The organism is Arthrobacter sp. THG-b23, assembly GCF_059091265.1.
This window is the reverse complement of record NZ_JBNHGM010000004.1, coordinates 98,771-114,404: the sequence shown is the minus strand read 5'-3', so window position 1 is coordinate 114,404 and position 15,634 is coordinate 98,771. Positions and strand designations below refer to the sequence as shown.

General features: G+C 64.1%; 11 protein-coding genes. 4 read left to right on the top strand and 7 right to left on the bottom strand.

The window, feature by feature from the left end; genetic code table 11:
- Positions 1 to 4: 4 nt before the first annotated feature.
- The 6 genes from AC5RVD_RS09445 to AC5RVD_RS09420 all read right to left on the bottom strand — a co-directional run bounded on the left by AC5RVD_RS09445 (position 5) and on the right by AC5RVD_RS09420 (position 10,067).
- Positions 5 to 1,519, bottom strand: coding sequence for a sugar ABC transporter ATP-binding protein (locus tag AC5RVD_RS09445; protein ID WP_494112960.1), 1,515 nt, complete (start codon positions 1,517 to 1,519; stop codon positions 5 to 7).
- 71 nt (positions 1,520 to 1,590) lie between these two features.
- Positions 1,591 to 2,736, bottom strand: a complete 1,146-nt coding sequence (gene torT / locus AC5RVD_RS09440) for a TMAO reductase system periplasmic protein TorT (RefSeq protein ID WP_494126794.1) — start codon at positions 2,734 to 2,736, stop codon at positions 1,591 to 1,593.
- Positions 2,737 to 3,229: 493 nt separating this feature from the next.
- The gene (locus AC5RVD_RS09435; protein WP_494113006.1) at positions 3,230 to 3,883 is read right to left on the bottom strand and encodes a GntR family transcriptional regulator; all 654 of its coding nucleotides are present in this window, start codon (positions 3,881 to 3,883) and stop codon (positions 3,230 to 3,232) included.
- Between the two features lie 331 nt (positions 3,884 to 4,214).
- Positions 4,215 to 5,705, bottom strand: coding sequence for an NAD-dependent succinate-semialdehyde dehydrogenase (locus AC5RVD_RS09430; RefSeq protein WP_494126793.1), 1,491 nt, complete (start codon positions 5,703 to 5,705; stop codon positions 4,215 to 4,217).
- Positions 5,702 to 8,782 carry an FAD-binding and (Fe-S)-binding domain-containing protein gene (locus tag AC5RVD_RS09425; protein ID WP_494126792.1) on the bottom strand — a complete coding sequence of 1,027 codons (3,081 nt, stop codon included), beginning with the start codon at positions 8,780 to 8,782 and terminating at the stop codon, positions 5,702 to 5,704. The genes AC5RVD_RS09430 and AC5RVD_RS09425 overlap by 4 nt, the downstream gene beginning before the upstream one ends.
- A gap of 7 nt (positions 8,783 to 8,789) precedes the next feature.
- Positions 8,790 to 10,067: an aspartate aminotransferase family protein gene (locus AC5RVD_RS09420; RefSeq protein ID WP_494112964.1), complete on the bottom strand. Its 1,278-nt coding sequence runs from the start codon at positions 10,065 to 10,067 to the stop codon at positions 8,790 to 8,792.
- A 284-nt stretch (positions 10,068 to 10,351) separates the two neighbouring features.
- On the opposite strand from AC5RVD_RS09420, the gene AC5RVD_RS09415 reads away from it, so the two are divergent.
- The 3 genes from AC5RVD_RS09415 to AC5RVD_RS09405 all read left to right on the top strand — a co-directional run bounded on the left by AC5RVD_RS09415 (position 10,352) and on the right by AC5RVD_RS09405 (position 13,570).
- A complete protein-coding gene (locus AC5RVD_RS09415; protein ID WP_494126791.1) occupies positions 10,352 to 11,308 on the top strand; it encodes a TIGR03885 family FMN-dependent LLM class oxidoreductase in 957 nt (318 codons plus the stop codon).
- 43 nt (positions 11,309 to 11,351) lie between these two features.
- Entirely contained in the window at positions 11,352 to 13,040 is a 1,689-nt protein-coding gene (locus AC5RVD_RS09410; protein ID WP_494126790.1) for an alpha-amylase family protein, read from the top strand.
- 242 nt (positions 13,041 to 13,282) lie between these two features.
- Positions 13,283 to 13,570, top strand: coding sequence for a hypothetical protein (locus AC5RVD_RS09405; RefSeq protein WP_494112967.1), 288 nt, complete (start codon positions 13,283 to 13,285; stop codon positions 13,568 to 13,570).
- 26 nt (positions 13,571 to 13,596) lie between these two features.
- On the opposite strand, the gene AC5RVD_RS09400 is transcribed toward AC5RVD_RS09405, so the two are convergent.
- On the bottom strand, positions 13,597 to 15,039 hold the full coding sequence (locus AC5RVD_RS09400; protein WP_494126789.1) for an amino acid permease: 1,443 nt from the start codon (positions 15,037 to 15,039) through the stop codon (positions 13,597 to 13,599).
- A 190-nt stretch (positions 15,040 to 15,229) separates the two neighbouring features.
- On the opposite strand from AC5RVD_RS09400, the gene AC5RVD_RS09395 reads away from it, so the two are divergent.
- Positions 15,230 to 15,598 (top strand): iron chaperone, encoded by a 369-nt coding sequence (locus AC5RVD_RS09395; RefSeq protein WP_494126788.1) that lies wholly within the window; start codon positions 15,230 to 15,232, stop codon positions 15,596 to 15,598.
- Positions 15,599 to 15,634 lie beyond the last annotated feature (36 nt).

The following is a 15,634-nucleotide window of genomic DNA, read 5'->3' as shown; positions in this document are numbered from 1 at the left end:
GGTCCTATGCTGCCGCGCCCGCTGCATGCCCAAAGGCACCAGCAACAACGGCTTCGTTCGTGATCTGGTTTCCAACGAGCTCGACCTGCACCCGCCCCCCGTTCATCACATAGACCCGGTCGGCGAGTCCTACGACCTCCTCAAGATCTGAAGAGATCATCAGGACACCGGCGCCATCGCGGCACAGTTTGCGCAGGTTGGCGTAGATTTCCTGGCGGGCCCCCACATCCACCCCGGATGTAGGTTCGGCTACTACGAAAACGTTGCGCTCGCGGGTCAGGGCACGGGCCAGGACGACCTTTTGTTGGTTGCCGCCGGACAGAGCCCGGACTTCTGCCGTGACGGACCGCGGCCGGATGTCGAGCTTCTTGGCCAAAGCCTGGGCTAGGAGACGGATTTTCGATCCGTAGATCAAGCCAAGAGTGTTGTATTTCTTCGCCCGGTTAACTTCAAGTGCAATGTTTTCCTGGACGCTGAGATCGAGCGCGAGAGCTTCCCGCCTGCGGTCCTCTGGCATGAAACCGATACCCGATTGGATCATGTTTCGAGGATTCGGACGAGTATAACTTTTGCCTCCTACCGATACGCGCCCGCTTGAAAGGGGCAGGAGGCCGAGGATGGCCTTGGCGAGTTCGCTTTTCCCCGACCCCACCAGGCCGGCCACAGCGACAATTTCGCCCTGGCACACCCGCACGGATGCCTGAGTGACCTTGCCGTCGGCTGTCGACAGGTCTTCGACCTCCAGCAGAGGTGGGCCGTTCGTTTCCGCCTTATCCGGGTAAACAGCTGCCAGTTCACGGCCGACCATGTCATTTATCAGCTTCTCCTCGGAAAACTCCTCGAGAGTATTCGTCGAAATGAACTGGCCGTCCCGCATCACCGTCACCCGGTCACCCAGGCGCCGGACTTCCTCCATCCGGTGGGTGATATAGAGAAGCGCCCAGCCCTCGTCCCGGAGCCGGTCAATGATTTTGAACAGCCTGTCGGCTTCCCGCTCACTAATCGCAGCCGTTGGCTCATCGAGCAGGAGGATGCCCGGAGTTCCCAAGAGTCCTTTAGTGATCTCAACAAGCTGCTGCTCGGCCCTGGGCAGCGAACCGCACTCCGCCTCCGGATCTATCGCACCCCCGAGCTGTCCGATTTTTTCCCGGGCGACGGCCCTCATTTTCCCATTGTCGACGAGACCGAGTTTTTTCAGCTCGCGGCCAAGGAACAGATTCTCGGTCACCGACAGCGTTGGAGCCAAGCTGAAGTCCTGCAGGACGACGTTGATGCCGAGTTTGCGCGCATGGGCCGGCGAATGGTGGACAACTTTGGAACCACGAACCGTGATCGTACCGCTGTCGGGCTGGTAGTTGCCGAGGAGAATGTTGACCAGAGTCGATTTCCCCGCGCCGTTCTCGCCCAGCAGGATGTGGACTTCGCCGGGGTAAAGGTCGAGGGACATGCCGTTAAGGGCCTTTACGGCTCCGAACGTTTTAACGATGTCCCTGAGCGAAACGACCGCTTCCTGCTCCAAACCTGCCTCACTTCCTTCCCATGCCGGTGGTGGTCCACCGGGGGCCGCTGCAGCTTAGCTCCGTCGCCGCATCAGCTCTCCGGTGTCCAGCTCGTGACCGTCTTGAAATCCCGCGGCGCGAACATCTCGGTATAGGGCACGTCGGCGGCATTCTCCTGGGTGATCATCATGGGCACCGGTCCGGAGGTGGGTGCCTGCAGCTTCTCGCCTTCAAGCATGCGGACTGCCTGATCGACCGCCATGCGCCCCTGAATCGTTGTGAAGTCCGTCGGGGAACCTACGGCGTCGCCGGCCACGATAGCGTCGTAAACAGGCGGGATGATGTCGAATGCGTAGACATCGATCTCTCCGGTCTTGTTGGCGCTGCGGACTGCATTCACGCCCGCTTCGGCCGCAATGTCCACTCCCACAATGTGGGTGATATCCGGGTGAATTTTGAGGGTATCCTCGATCAAGTTCTGTTGGATTTCCAAGCCGGGATCAGCGCGGCGCATCTCCGCGATCTCCACATTTGTTCCTTCGATCGTGTCCCGGAAACCCTTGACCGCGGCGTCCGACCATCCGGCGCCCTCGGGTCCAGGGAAGAATCCTACGCTTGCGGGCGACCCCGCAGTGTCCTCGATGATGTACTCAGCCGTCGTCACCGCAAGATCATGGAAGCTCACCAGCGCGTGCGAAAAGAGCGGGTTGTCCTCGGACTCCGGGCAATCGGTTCCATTGATGAAATCCACGACCGGAATCTTCTTCTCCAGCGCGGCGGCAACCTGAGGGCAAACACCCGTAGCGTTAATGGCGCCTAGAATAATGGCGTCATAACCGCCGTTGATACAGTCCTGCATCTGGCTCAGCTGCCTGTCGAGGTTGGTGTAGCCTCCGGCTTCGAACATGCTGTACTCAAGGTTGTCCCGCTGCGCTTCGGTCAGCGTTCCGTAGTTCGTTGCAGCCCAGTATGAGTCCTTCATATGCGGGAACAGAACGCAAAGCTTCCACTGCTCGGATACCTGGTCTTGTGCAATGGGAGTGTAGTCCGATTCCGTAGTCTGACCGTCCGCGGCCGTGTGGATGGCCGGCGCGGTCCAATCCTGTGCCGACCCGGCGTCAGTGGCCCCGCCAGTCTGACCGCTCTCGGAGCCTCCCATAGCCCCGCACCCGGTTACCGCCAAGGTCGCACCCAGCGCAAGCGCTCCGATGGTACTGGCTTTCCTGTTCACCTTCATGTGTCTCTCCCAGCTCGACGTGTGCCGAAGGTCGCACCGCAGATGCCCATCCAGTCGATTGCCTTTTGTACACAATCTGCAGTCGGTGTTGCCAGCATAGCCCGTGAGCTGAATCACATCAACACTTTTGTGCGCTGGCTGCGGGCATTTCCGACTCAGCCGGCTCAGCAGTTGCAGGTAGCACGCCCGGCTGAACGACATACTGGTGACCCGGCGTATCGATGACCACGCGAAGAGCGGTTGATATCTTGGGCTGTCCGCTGGGACGAGGGTGCGGGGGGCAACGTTCTGCCCGTGTGCTGGTTGACGGTCCCGAATCTTGGGAAGGCGGGTGGTCGTCGTCCCGACATGATCAAGGGTGCGGTGGCTTGTAGATCCCGCACAGTGCCGGACCACAACTGCGGGAGGCCCGGGCAGAGCAGGCAAGCCTGGGCTTCCCGGATCAGCATTCGCCGATTCACGCCCAAGCAAATCGCCTTGACGCGGAGGATGACTACGGGATCAGCCGCGTCAGTGCGTCCTCCATGTGCTCGGCCATAAGCTTCTCGGCGAGGTTTGAATCTCCCTTGGAGATGGCTTCCGCGATGCCTTTATGTTCGGCGATGCGCCTGTCAGCCGTGTCGTACGTGCTTTTCAGGGCATTGAGACACATCCGCGTCTCAGTAAGGAGAGTGTCGTGCATCTTCTTCAGGCGGGGACTGCCGGCGAGCTCAACCAAGAGGGCATGGAAGCGCATGTCCGCTTGGGTCATAGCTTCGCTGTTTGGGGTTTCCGCCGCGTCCTCCATGGCATGCACAGCTTTCATTAGCTCGGCCGCGTTGCCCTCGGGGTTCGTGCCGGCCACCCGGCGGATGGCGGCAGCCTCCACTGCGGTTCTGGCGAGGTATATATCCCGGAAATCGTCCTCATCCATGGTGACGACGAAGAGGCCCCTGTTTCGGTAACTAACCAGCAGCCCTTCCTGGGTGAGCCGCTGCATGGCCTCCCGCAGGGGCCCCCGGCTGACTCCCAGTTCTTTAGCAAGCTCGGCTTCACCGAGTTGCATGCCGGGAGCGAAATCACCTCGCGCGATTGCATTGCGGATACGGCGGGCAATAATGGCCGGCGTAGACTCCTGCACGATCGGGTCTAGCACTCCCCTTTTCATCCTGTTTTCCATCCTTGCCGCATCAGCTTCACCAAAATCTGGTTGAGCTCCGAAATTTCGCTGTCCGTGCCACATGTCTCATGTTGACAATTCAAAAGTTTACTACTCCGCGGGCGTTGGCCTAAAAGCCGGCCGGGATTACATTCTTGGGAGACGATAGTCTCGGTTGTAGGCGACCAGACGGCAGCTATTCCTGCAGCGGTGACACACCTTTCTGCCCATGATGGGCCAACCGGGACAGGAGGCACCGTGACAACTGTTGGAATGCTTTACTCCCGGCCATAACGCAGAGAACGAATCGGTCAGAACAACCGTGGTCTTTGCAAAATATCTAGACCCGCGGGATGGCCATGTACTTGATCTCCAAGAATTCATCCAAGCCCACGCGCCCGCCTTCGCGGCCCAGACCGGAGGCCTTGATGCCACCGAACGGCGCCGCCGGGTTGGAAACGATGCCTGTGTTGAGGCCGACCATGCCCACCTCCAAACCCTCACCGACGCGGAGGGCACGGTCCAGGTTTTGGGTGAACACGTAGCTGGCAAGGCCCCACGGGGTGTCATTGGCCAACTTAACCACTTCCTCTTCGGTGTCGAAGGGGATGACGGGAGCCACCGGGCCGAAGATTTCTTCGCTCATCAGCGCCGCGTCGGGGCTGACGTCGGCAAGCACTGTCGGGGAGTAAAAGTAGCCGCTGCCTTCCGGGCGGGAGCCGCCACAGACGACACTGGCTCCCTTCGAAACGGCGTCATCTACGAGCTCTTGGACCTTTTTCAGCGCCTTCTCCTCGACGAGGGGGCCGACGTCGGTGCCGCTCACTGCGCCGTCGCCCACCTTCAGATTGCCCAGTCGCTGCGCGAGGCGGACGGAGAAGTCAGCGGCTACGGAGCGCTGGACGAAGATTCGGTTGGCGGCGGTGCAGGCTTCACCCATGTTCCGCATCTTCGCAGCGAAAGCGCCCTCAACGGCGCGGTCCAAGTCCGCGTCCTCAAAGACAATGAGAGGAGCGTTCCCGCCCAGCTCCATCGAAGTACGCATAACGTTTTTGGCAGCCTGCTCCAGCAAGCGGATCCCCACGGCGGTAGACCCCGTAAAGCTAACCTTGCGGGCAATGCCGCTTTCCATCCATGGGGTGACCACCTCGGAGGCTTTGGAGGTCGTGACCACGTTCAGAACACCCTTGGGCAGGCCAGCCTCCAGCAGGATGTCCGCCAGTGCCAGCGATGACAGGGGGGTGAGGTTGGCCGGTTTGAAGACCATGGTGCAGCCGGCCGCGAGGGCGGGGCCGATCTTCCGGGTGCCCATAGCCAGCGGGAAGTTCCATGGCGTCACCAAGACGCAAGGTCCAACGGGTTCCTTTGAGACGAGGATGCGGTTCTTGCCGTCGCCGGCGGTGGTCAGATCTCCGCCGATGCGGACGGCTTCCTCAGAAAACCAGCGGAAGAACTCGGCGGCGTATGCCACCTCGCCTTTGGCCTCGGCCAGGGGCTTGCCCATCTCCGTGGTCATGATCAACGCCAGTTCGTCTTGACGGGCCATGATGAGGTCGAAGGCGCGACGCAGGATTTCGCTGCGCTCCCGAGGCGCGGTTTGTGCCCACTGTTTCTGTGCTCGGCCGGCGGCTTCGATCGCACGACGTGCGTCTTCGGGGCCCCCGTCAGCCACGCTGGCGATGACTTCCTCGGTGGCAGGATTGATGACATTGAACCGGGCACCGGAAGATGCTTCGGTCCACTCGCCGTCGATATAGAGGTTCGCGCTGACCTTTGCGACGGCCTTGAGCGCCTTTTGCGAAGTCCGGGCGGCGGCTGCCTGAATGCTCATGAGAAGTCCTTTTCTTGGTTGGAAGGGAGTGACTGGCGGCTCCGCTGCGAGATCCATGCCGCTTTTTCGCCGGGGTCTAGCAGCTCGGCCAGGTGGCGGCCCGGCCTGGAGCCATCGATCTGATTCACCTGCATGGCGCAGGAGAATCCGTCTGTGAGGATCACCGAATTGGGGTCGGCCTGGCGCACGGCGGGGGCCAGCGCCTGCTCGGCTACCAGCATGCTGACGTCGTAGTGATCCTTCTCAAAGCCGAAGTTGCCCGCCACGCCGCAGCAGCCCGTGGCATCAACCACACTGTCAACGCCCACGGCTCCGAGTGCCGCGCGCTGGACACCGGCTCCGAAGACGGAGTATTCGTGGCAGTGCGTCTGGAGCACCACATGCTCCGGAAGGGGGTGGATCGGCGCTGGTTTCCATCCGGCCCTGGACAGCTCCTCGATGTGCATCGCGAAGCTTCGCACCCGGGCCGCAACCCGGCGGGCCTGTTCCGTGTGGACTAGCTCGGGCAGGTCCTTGCGTAGCGCTGCCGCGCAGCTGGGTTCCACCACCACTATGGGCCGGTCGGTCCCGTCATCCAATGCCACCGCTGCCTTGGCCAGCAGGCCTTTTGCGGTGCCCAGCTGGCCGGTGGAAATCCACGTCAGGCCGCAGCAGGCGTCAGCTGAGCATTCCACGGCGCCCGAGCCGGCCAGAACACGAGCAGCGGAACCGGCCACCTCCGGCCGGAAGCCGCGGGTGAAAGTGTCCACAAAAAGCACCACACCATCGACACCCGGAGCGAGGCCGCCGTCGTAGTTGGTTACTGGCCCGATGCCGGCAGCCGCTACTTCGCGACGCCACTCGCCGGCTCCGGCGAAGCGAGGCAGTGCCCGCCGGGTGGTAAGCCCGGCCAGGGCGGAGGCGACCTTGGCCAACGGGGTGGACATCACGGCGTTGATCAGAGGCGCGGTACGGCCCGTGATCTTAAGCCAGCGGGGGAGCCAGCCCAGGGAGAAGTGGGACATTGGGCGGAGTTTGCCCTTGTAGTAGTGCGAGAAGAATTCGGACTTATAGGTGGCCATGTCGACGCCCGTGGGGCAGTCGGTGGAGCAGGCCTTGCAGGACAAACATAGATCAAGCGCCTCGCGGACCTCCTCGGACTTCCAGCCTTCCTCCACGGTTCGGGCGCCGCGGACAATGTCCTGGAGCACCCGGGACCGGCCGCGGGTGGAGTCCTTCTCGTCCTTCGTGGCGCGGTAGCTGGGGCACATCACGCCACCCGCGTCCGTGCGGCAGCGGCCCACGCCTATGCAGCTTTGAAGCGCGTGGACCCACGGGTCCGTACCGCTGCCGGTGGAGGTCTCGGGCCTGTCGGTTTCGATGGTCGATCCGCCACCGGCCGCGATCGGGCGCAGGTCGAAGCTGGTCCGCCACTGCCGCTCGGGAATGCCTTCGAGCGCCAGGTTGAGGTCCATGGGATCAGGCTCGGTAAGGGAACCGGGATTGAGGATTTTTGCAGGGTCCCAGTTGCGCCGGAACGTGGCGAAGGCCGCCAGCATGCGCGGGGAGTACATCAGGGGCAGCAGTTCCGAGCGTGCCCTGCCGTCGCCGTGCTCGCCGGAGAGCGAACCGCCGTGGCGGACCACCAGTTGGGCAGCTTCTTTTGTGAAGTCGCGGAAGACGCCTCGGCCGGCTTGGGTGCGCAGGTCGTAGGTGATCCGGATGTGCATGCAGCCGGCGCCGAAGTGTCCGTACATGACGCCCGTCAGGTCATGGCGGCCCAAAAGGTCGCGGAAGTCTGAAAGGTAGTTCGCGAGGTTCTCGGGAGCGACCGCAGAGTCCTCCCATCCGGGCCAGGATTCTCCGCCGGTGGCGAGCCGGGCGGAGAGCCCGGCGCCGTCCTCGCGGACCCGCCAAAGCACGGCTCGTTCCTGCAGGTCCGGCACGGTGTGCCCATCCACCAACCGACCGTTTTCCCTGAGCCGGGCCAGCAGCCGGTCAGCTTCTGCCCGGACTTGGCCCGCATCCCCTCCGTCGAGGTCCACGTACAGCCAGGCGTTGCCTTCGGGCAAACCCGTTACCGAGCCCTTGCCGCGGCGGAAGCGCATGGTGTCCACGATCGCCTCATCAATACCTTCGACGGCAGCCGGGGAGAACTCCAAGATGGTCATGATGTCCCGTGCCGCGTCTACCACGTCCGCATAACCCAGGCACACCAGCAGAGCACTGGCCGGCTTGGGCACCAGCTTCATCCGGGCGCCGACTATGATGGCGCAGGTTCCCTCGGAACCTGCGAGTGCGCGGGCCATGTTGAACCCGTTTTCCGGCAGCAAATGAGCCAGGTGGTAACCGGAGACTTGACGCTGGATCCGTTCGAGTTCCAGGCGAAACTCGTACAGGTGACTGCGGGCCAAGTCTGTGCAGGAGGCGGTCAGCGCACCCGCACGGGCTGCGGAGTCAGCGTCGTCAGGATCGGTGGCACGCAGCCCCGTAGCCGTGGCCGTGAGGCGGGCTCCGTCGGAAGTGACGACGTCGATCTCCACTACGTGGTCGGATATCCGGCCATAGCGAACGGAGTGGTTGCCGCACGCATCATTGCCAAGCGAACCGCCCACCGTGGCACGGTTCTTGGACGACGGGTCCGGGGCGAAGGTGAAGCGGTTGCCGGTGGCCCTCTCCACCTCGCGGGAGAGGACGGCGAGCACCACGCCGGGGTCAACGGCCACGGTGCCGGTTAGCTCGTCGATCTCATGGACCGCGTTCATGTGCCGGGAAAAGTCAAGTATCACGCCCGGACCCATGGCGTTGCCCGCCATGGACGTCCCGCCGCCGCGCCCGATCAGCGGCGTTGCCGTTTCCCGGCAGGCGGCAACAACCGCGAGCACGTCCTCGACCGTCCGGGGGAACACCACGGCAAGCGGGGCCACCCGGTAATTGGAAGCGTCATAGGAGTATTCCGCGAGGCGGCGCGGCGAGCTGTCGGCGGCCACGCCTGCCGATGCCAGGCGTGCAAGCACGGCAGGGATACCGGCATCCGGAGCGCCTGTCCTGGTGGTGCCCGTTGCTCGGGCTGCTGGGGAGGGAACAGTATCCTTCATGGTGGGCTCAAAACTCGGCGGAAACAGCTGCGGCTGGGGCGACGGTGGCAATGGCGTTTTCGACGCGTTCGAGGCCGGTGGTGATTTCTTCGGCGGTGACGGTGAGGGCGGGGATGAGGCGGACGACGTTGGCTGCGGGGCCGCAGGTGAGGGTAAGCAGGCCGTGGTTGGTGGTGGCCTGCTGGACCGCTGCTGCAGTGGCGGCATCGGGGGCGCCGTCTTCGGTGGTGAATTCGATGCCTTGCATCAGGCCTTTGCCGCGGACGTCGCCAATGACGGGGAAGCGGACCTGGATTTCTTTAAGTCCGGTCTGGAGCTGCTCGCCGCGGATCCGTGAGTTCTCCACCAGCCCTTCGTCACGGATGACATCGAGGGTGGCGACGCCAGCGGCGGCAGAGACCGCATTCCCGCCGTAGGTTCCGCCCTGAGACCCGGGCCAGCCCTTTGACATCAGTTCGGTGGAGGCGGCGATTGCGGAGATCGGAAAGCCGGAAGCGATGCCCTTGGCGGTGATGAGGATGTCCGGGGTGGCGGTGGAGTACTGGTGTCCCCAGAACTTTCCCATCCGGCCTACGCCTGTCTGGACTTCGTCGAAGATCAGCTGGATGCCGTGCCGGTCGGCCCGTTCGCGCAGTCCCTCCTGGAACGCCGCCGGGGTGGGTAGGTACCCGCCCTCCCCGAGTGCCGGTTCGATCAGGAATGCTGCAGTATCGTTGGGCGCGGTACGGGTCTGGAGCAGGTAGTCCAGTTCCTTCAATGCGAATTCCACTGCCGCCACCTCATCCAAGCCGTACCGGTAGGCATACGGGAAAACGGACATGTGCACCCCGGACATCAGCGGGGAGAACCCTGCGGAGAACTTCGTTCCGGCAGTGGTCAGCGACGCCGTCGCAACCGTCCGACCATGGAAACCGCCCTGGAACACTACAATGTTCGGCCGGCCCGTAGCCATTCTGGCCAAACGGATCGCAGCCTCAACCGCCTCCGACCCGGAATTGGCGTAAAACACCGAATCCAAGCCTTCGGGCAGTACCTCTCCAAGCTTCTCGGTCAGCGCCAGCAGGGGCTTGTGCATCACGGTGGTGTACTGCGCGTGGATAATTTTCCCCACCTGATCGCGGGCAGCCTCCACTACCCGCGGATGGCAATGACCCGTGCTCGTCACACCGATGCCGGTAGTGAAATCAAGATACGACTTTCCATCAGTGGCGTGTATCCAGCTGCCAAGGGCGTGATCAACCACCAATGGGGTCGCCTGCTTTAACAGAGGGCTGAGGGAAGTCATGCGCCTATGATGGCGGCCGTTCGGTCTATTGTCAACAATCGGTTGATCCGGACATCGCGCCCCGCATCTGAGATACCTGCCTCGTTGAGGCCGGCCGGTAATGCGTGCGGCTCAGGCTTTCCCTTGCAGACGGCGAAGTTTGCCCGCCGCCCTCGGACTGCAGATCACGCCAGAAGTTGGGTGCATTCGCGCCCCTGCCCGGTTTCCCTCGAGACGAGGGCAGAACCAGACATGGGGACCGCCCGTGCCTCGACAGCCCGCGGAGGCACGGTAAGGATGGAGGGGTGCCTGTCATCGGATTCCATGCATCCCACGAACAGATTTCGCCCGCCCAGTTGCTGCAGGACGTGAAACTGGCAGAGGAAGCGGGCTTCGACGCCGCCATGTGCTCGGACCACATCGAGCCGTGGTCCGCGCGCCAGGGACATTCCGGCTTCGCCTGGTCCTGGCTCGGTGCGGCGCTGGCCACGACCGCGCTGCGCTTCGGCGTCGTCACCGCTCCCGGCCAGCGCTACCATCCGGCGATCATTGCGCACGCCGCGGCCACCCTGGCCGTCATGTTTCCGGGGCGGTTCTGGATGGCGCCGGGCAGCGGCGAGAACTCCAACGAGCACATCACGGGCGACGGGTGGCCCTCCAAGGACGTGCGCCAGCAGCGGCTGGAGGAGTCCGTGGAGGTGATCCGCCGCCTGCACGACGGCGAGGAGGTCACCCACCGCGGACTGGTCACCGTGGAGCACGCCCGGATTTGGGAGGTGCCGGAGCCCAAGCCTGAGCTGATCGCTCCCGCCATCAGCGTGGAGACCGCCCGCCGCGCCGCGCGCTGGGCGGACGGGCTGATCACCGTCAACCAGCCGCCGGAGCTGCTCAGGAAAGTCCTTGCCGGCTACCGGGACAATGGCGGCCGCGGGAAGGCCGCGCTCCAGGTGCACCTGTCCTGGGCGCCGTCGGAGGAGGCCGCCGTCGAAATCGGCTTGGACCAGTGGCGCTCCAACACGTTCGCCCCGCACGTGGCCGCGGACCTTGCCACGGCCGGCCACTTCGACGCCGTGAGCGAGCACGTCGGCGAGGACCAGCTGCGCAAGACGGTCAACGTGTCGGCCAGCACGGGCCGGCATGTGGAGTGGCTCCAGGAGTACCTGGACCTGGGCTTCGACGAGCTGTACCTGCACTTCGTGGGCCAGGAGCAGCGGCCCTTCATCGAGACGTTCGCCGGCGAGGTCCTGCCGAAGCTGCGCTGACGGACTGCCCTGGACCGCCCGGACGGAAAGTGAGGAGAAGCCCGTGAGGATTACCGACACTTCCGACCTGTGGTGGAAGACAGCCGTTGTCTACTGCCTGGACGTGGAGACGTACTTCGATTCCGACGGCGACGGCGTGGGGGACTTCGCCGGCCTGGCCCAGCGCGTGGACTACCTGGCCGAACTGGGCGTCACCTGCATCTGGCTGATGCCCTTTTATCCGACGCCCGAGCGTGACGACGGCTACGACGTCATGGACTTCTACGGCGTGGACCGGCGGCTGGGGGACCATGGGGACCTGGTGGAGTTCCTGCGCACGGCCCGGGACCGCGGCATGCGGGTCATCGCGGACCTGGTGGTCAACCACACCTCCGACCAGCATCCATGGTTCCAGTCCGCGCGCCAGTCAACAGACAGTCGTTACCGGGACTACTACGTGTGGCGGTCCGACCCGCCGCCGGACACCTCCAAGGAGGTTGTGTTCCCGGACCAGGAGCAGTCCATCTGGACCAAGGACAAGCCCACGGGGGAGTGGTACCTGCACCGCTTCTACAGGCATCAGCCGGACCTGAACGTGACCAACCCCGAGGTCAGGAACCATATCGCCAAGGCCATGGGCTTCTGGCTGGAGCTGGGGCTTGACGGTTTTCGGGTGGACGCGGTGCCCTTCTTCCTTGAAACCACGGGGCAGGACGGGTCCGGGCTGCCGGATCCGCACGAGTTCCTGCGGGACCTTCGCCGTTTCCTGAGCCGCCGCCGGGGCCGCGGAATTCTGCTGGGCGAGGTCAACCTGCCCTACGAGGACCAGCTGACCTTCTTCGGCGGCAGCGACGGCGACGAACTGAACGTGATGTTCGACTTCATCGGCATGCAGAACATGTACCTCTCCTTGGCCCGGCAGGACGCGGGCCCGCTGGCGAAGGCCCTGCAGGGCAGGCCGGCCACCAACCCGGACAACCAGTGGGCTACCTTCGTGCGCAACCACGACGAGCTGACGCTGGACAAGCTCACCGAGGAGGAGCGCCAGGAGGTCTTCGCGGCCTTCGGGCCCGAGGAACAGATGCAGCTTTACGGCCGCGGACTCAAGCGCCGCCTGCCCCCGATGCTGGGCGGGGACCCGCGCCGGATCAGGATGGTGTATTCGCTCCTGTTTTCCCTGCCCGGCACCCCGGTGCTGTACTACGGCGAGGAGATCGGCATGGGGGAGAACCTGGACGCGGAAGGCCGCTTGGCCGTCCGCACTCCCATGCAGTGGACGAATGGTCCGAACGCGGGCTTCTCCACCGCGGAGTCCGGACAGCTAATCTCGCCGATGGTGGACGGGGGCTTCGGCCCGCAGTCCGTCAACGCCGCCCAGGCCAAACGGGATGCGGATTCGCTGTGGAACTTCATGGCTACGCTGATCAAACGCTACCGGGAGTGCCCGGAACTGGGCTGGGGGCACTTCGAGATCCTCGAGCAGCCGGAAAAGTCCGTGCTGGCCCATCGCTGCACCTGGGAGGAGTCCAGCATGGTCCTGCTGCATAACCTCTCGCCCGATCCGGTCACCGTCGCGCTGGACCTCGCCACGGAGGACCGGCCGGCGGAGATGCTCCGGGCCGTGCTGCTGCTGGACCTGCTGGGCGACGCGGACGTGAAAATCGCCGAGGACGGCACCTGCACCCTGCCCCTCGAGGGGTTCGGCTACAGGTGGCTGCGCCTGCAGCATCCCGAGGACCGGCGGCTTCCGTAGGCAGGCGTGAAGGAGTACTAAGCCCACTTGACCATTGTGCGACTGCAAGTAGACCTACCGCTCACGAAGGGCGGGCATTATTGTCGAGTCCCGGTATTGTCCGCAGGCGCTGAGGGGTGCCTACTGGTGGGAGGAGCCCGAACCAGCGGATGGCTTGCCGAGAGGTTGTGTCCACCCTCGAAATTGCGCCTGTAACAAGCAGCGGCAGGCGAGGCTCCAGCTAATAAACCATGGGAGGCAACATGTTCGCTCGAGTCAGCACTTACCGAGGCAGCCAGGACACTTCCAGCGGGCCCCCGGAGGAGCTCGTCAAACGGGTGCTGGAACTCCCCGGCTGCCGGGGCTTCTATTTCCTGAACGGGAAGGGGAACGGCAAATCCCTATCCATCGCGCTATACGACACCGAAGAAAACCTGGCTGCAAGCAAGGAAAAGGCGAAAAGTCTCCGCTCTGAGGCAAGCAACTCCCTAGCGTTGGAGATCCTCGAAGTCGAAGAGTACGAAGTCGCCACCGCCGAGCTCAACGACTAAGCGCATGCATACAGGCGGTCGGATGATCAGGGTCCGGCCCGGTGGCGCGGGCTGTTCGGGTTCATGAGTGAGTGCTTGCGGCTGTACAGCAAGTAGATAACCAGGCCGATGATCAGCCAGATCAGGAAGCGCACCCAGGTTTCCCAGTCCAGCTGCAGCATCAGGAACCCCGAGGCCAAGACACCGAAGGCGGGGACCACCGGCATCCACGGCAGCCGGAAGGTCCGCGGTACTTCCGGCCGGGTGCGCCGCAGCACGATCACGGCGACGCAGACCACCACGAAGGCGGCCAAAATGCCGATGTTGGTCAGGTCAGCCACGGCACGGATGGGGAACACCCCGGCCAGCAGCGCTGACGCGATGCCGGCGATCCACGTCACCCGCTGCGGGGTGCCGTGCCGGTCCGTCGCCGCGAACCAGCCCGGCAGCAGCCCGTCGCGGCTCATCGAGAACCACACCCGGGTCACGCCCAGCAGGAAGGTGAGCATCACGGTCAGGATCGAAACAACGGCGAAGGCGGCAATGATCGTGGCCACGACCGGCAGCCCGACGGACTCGAAGGCGGACGCAAACCCCGCGGTGGGGCTGATGTCCGTGTAGTTCTGCATGCCGGTCAGCACCAGGGTGGCCAGCACATAGAGCGTCATCGCGATGGCCAGCGACAGCAGGATCGCCTTCGGCATGTGCTTCTTGCCGTCTACGGATTCCTCCGCCGCCGTGCTCATCGCGTCATAGCCAAACACCGCAAAGAACACGGTGGCGGCTCCGGCCAGCACCGGACCGAATCCGGAGGGCATGAACGGGTTGTAGTTACCCGGATTCACGAAAAAGAACCCCAGCCCGATGATGAAGAGGATCAACAGGATCTTCAGCCCCACCGCTATCAGTTCGAACCGGCCGAACGTGCGGGTCCCGCGGCTGAGGATCCAGGTGATTAGCAGGCAGACCACGATGGCCGGCAGGTTGACCACGCCGCCCTCGACCGTGTCGGCGGTGCCCTCCATCCACGCCGGGACCTGGACGCCGATGCCCTCCATAAAGGCGCTGAAATAGCCCGAGATGCCGATGGCGACGACGGCGACGATGGCCGTATATTCCAGCAGCAGGTCCCAGCCGATAAACCAGCCGATGACCTCCCCCAGGGCCACATAGCCATAGGTGTAGGCCGAGCCGGCAAACGGGATCATGCCCGCGAATTCCGCATACGACAGGGCCGCCGCCGCGCTGGCCAGGCCCGCAATGAGGAAGGAAATGAGCACCGCCGGGCCGACCGGAGCCGCGTCAACGCCGCCGTTGGCCACCAGCCCGGCCAACGTGAAAATGCCGATGCCGATGATCCCGCCAACGCCGATCGCGGTCAGCTGCCACACGCCCAGGCTTTTGGACAGATGGCTTTCCCCGCTCTCCTCCACCAGCTCCGTGATCGGCTTGCGCCTGAGGAGGGATTGGGAACCGCTCCAAGTAGCCATGCCAGACTCCGATGTTCGCGCCTGCATCTGCGGCCGGAGCCTGCCCCAGGGGCGGCTCCGCCCTGCCGATGCCCCGTACGTGACCGAGTATGGACCGCGCACTGCCTGCAGGGAATACCTAACCGGCCCTAACGCGCCAAACCGGCAAACACCGGCCCCGTTCCGGCCCGTGGCGAGGTAGCTTCGAGACATGGACAAGCCGAAGACCGTGGACGAGTACCTGGCGGCGTTCCCTGCAGACGCCCGCACGCTGCTGGAAGAGCTGCGGGCGCTGAGCCGGGGGCAGGTCCCGGAAGCCGTAGAGTCCTTAAAGTGGGGTTCGCCGGCCTACTCTCTCGACGGGACCATCATGTTCGTTTTCGCCGGGTACGGCCAGCACGCAAACATCGTTTTCACTCCCAGCACCCGAACGGCGTTCGCCGACGAACTGGCGGACTTCCGGACCGGCAAGGGGTCGGTACAGCTGCCCTACACGCAGCCTGTTCCCGCGGAGCTGCTGGGGAGGATGATCGCCCACCGCGTCCGGGAGTTCCGGGAAGACGGTGTCCTGTGGATGTAGGGCCGCGCGTGCCCGCCCTCCTCCACCGCCACATCG

What these genes read in the sequence shown, in the direction of transcription:
- torT (WP_494126794.1), bottom strand. Translation starts at nt 2,736, where the DNA reads ATGAAGGTGAACAGGAAAGCCAGTACCATCGGAGCGCTTGCGCTGGGT.
- AC5RVD_RS09435 (WP_494113006.1), bottom strand. Translation starts at nt 3,883, where the DNA reads ATGAAAAGGGGAGTGCTAGACCCGATCGTGCAGGAGTCTACGCCGGCC.
- AC5RVD_RS09430 (WP_494126793.1), bottom strand. Translation starts at nt 5,705, where the DNA reads ATGAGCATTCAGGCAGCCGCCGCCCGGACTTCGCAAAAGGCGCTCAAG.
- AC5RVD_RS09425 (WP_494126792.1), bottom strand. Translation starts at nt 8,782, where the DNA reads ATGAAGGATACTGTTCCCTCCCCAGCAGCCCGAGCAACGGGCACCACC.
- AC5RVD_RS09420 (WP_494112964.1), bottom strand. Translation starts at nt 10,067, where the DNA reads ATGACTTCCCTCAGCCCTCTGTTAAAGCAGGCGACCCCATTGGTGGTT.
- AC5RVD_RS09405 (WP_494112967.1), top strand. Translation starts at nt 13,283, where the DNA reads ATGTTCGCTCGAGTCAGCACTTACCGAGGCAGCCAGGACACTTCCAGC.
- AC5RVD_RS09400 (WP_494126789.1), bottom strand. Translation starts at nt 15,039, where the DNA reads ATGGCTACTTGGAGCGGTTCCCAATCCCTCCTCAGGCGCAAGCCGATC.
- AC5RVD_RS09395 (WP_494126788.1), top strand. Translation starts at nt 15,230, where the DNA reads ATGGACAAGCCGAAGACCGTGGACGAGTACCTGGCGGCGTTCCCTGCA.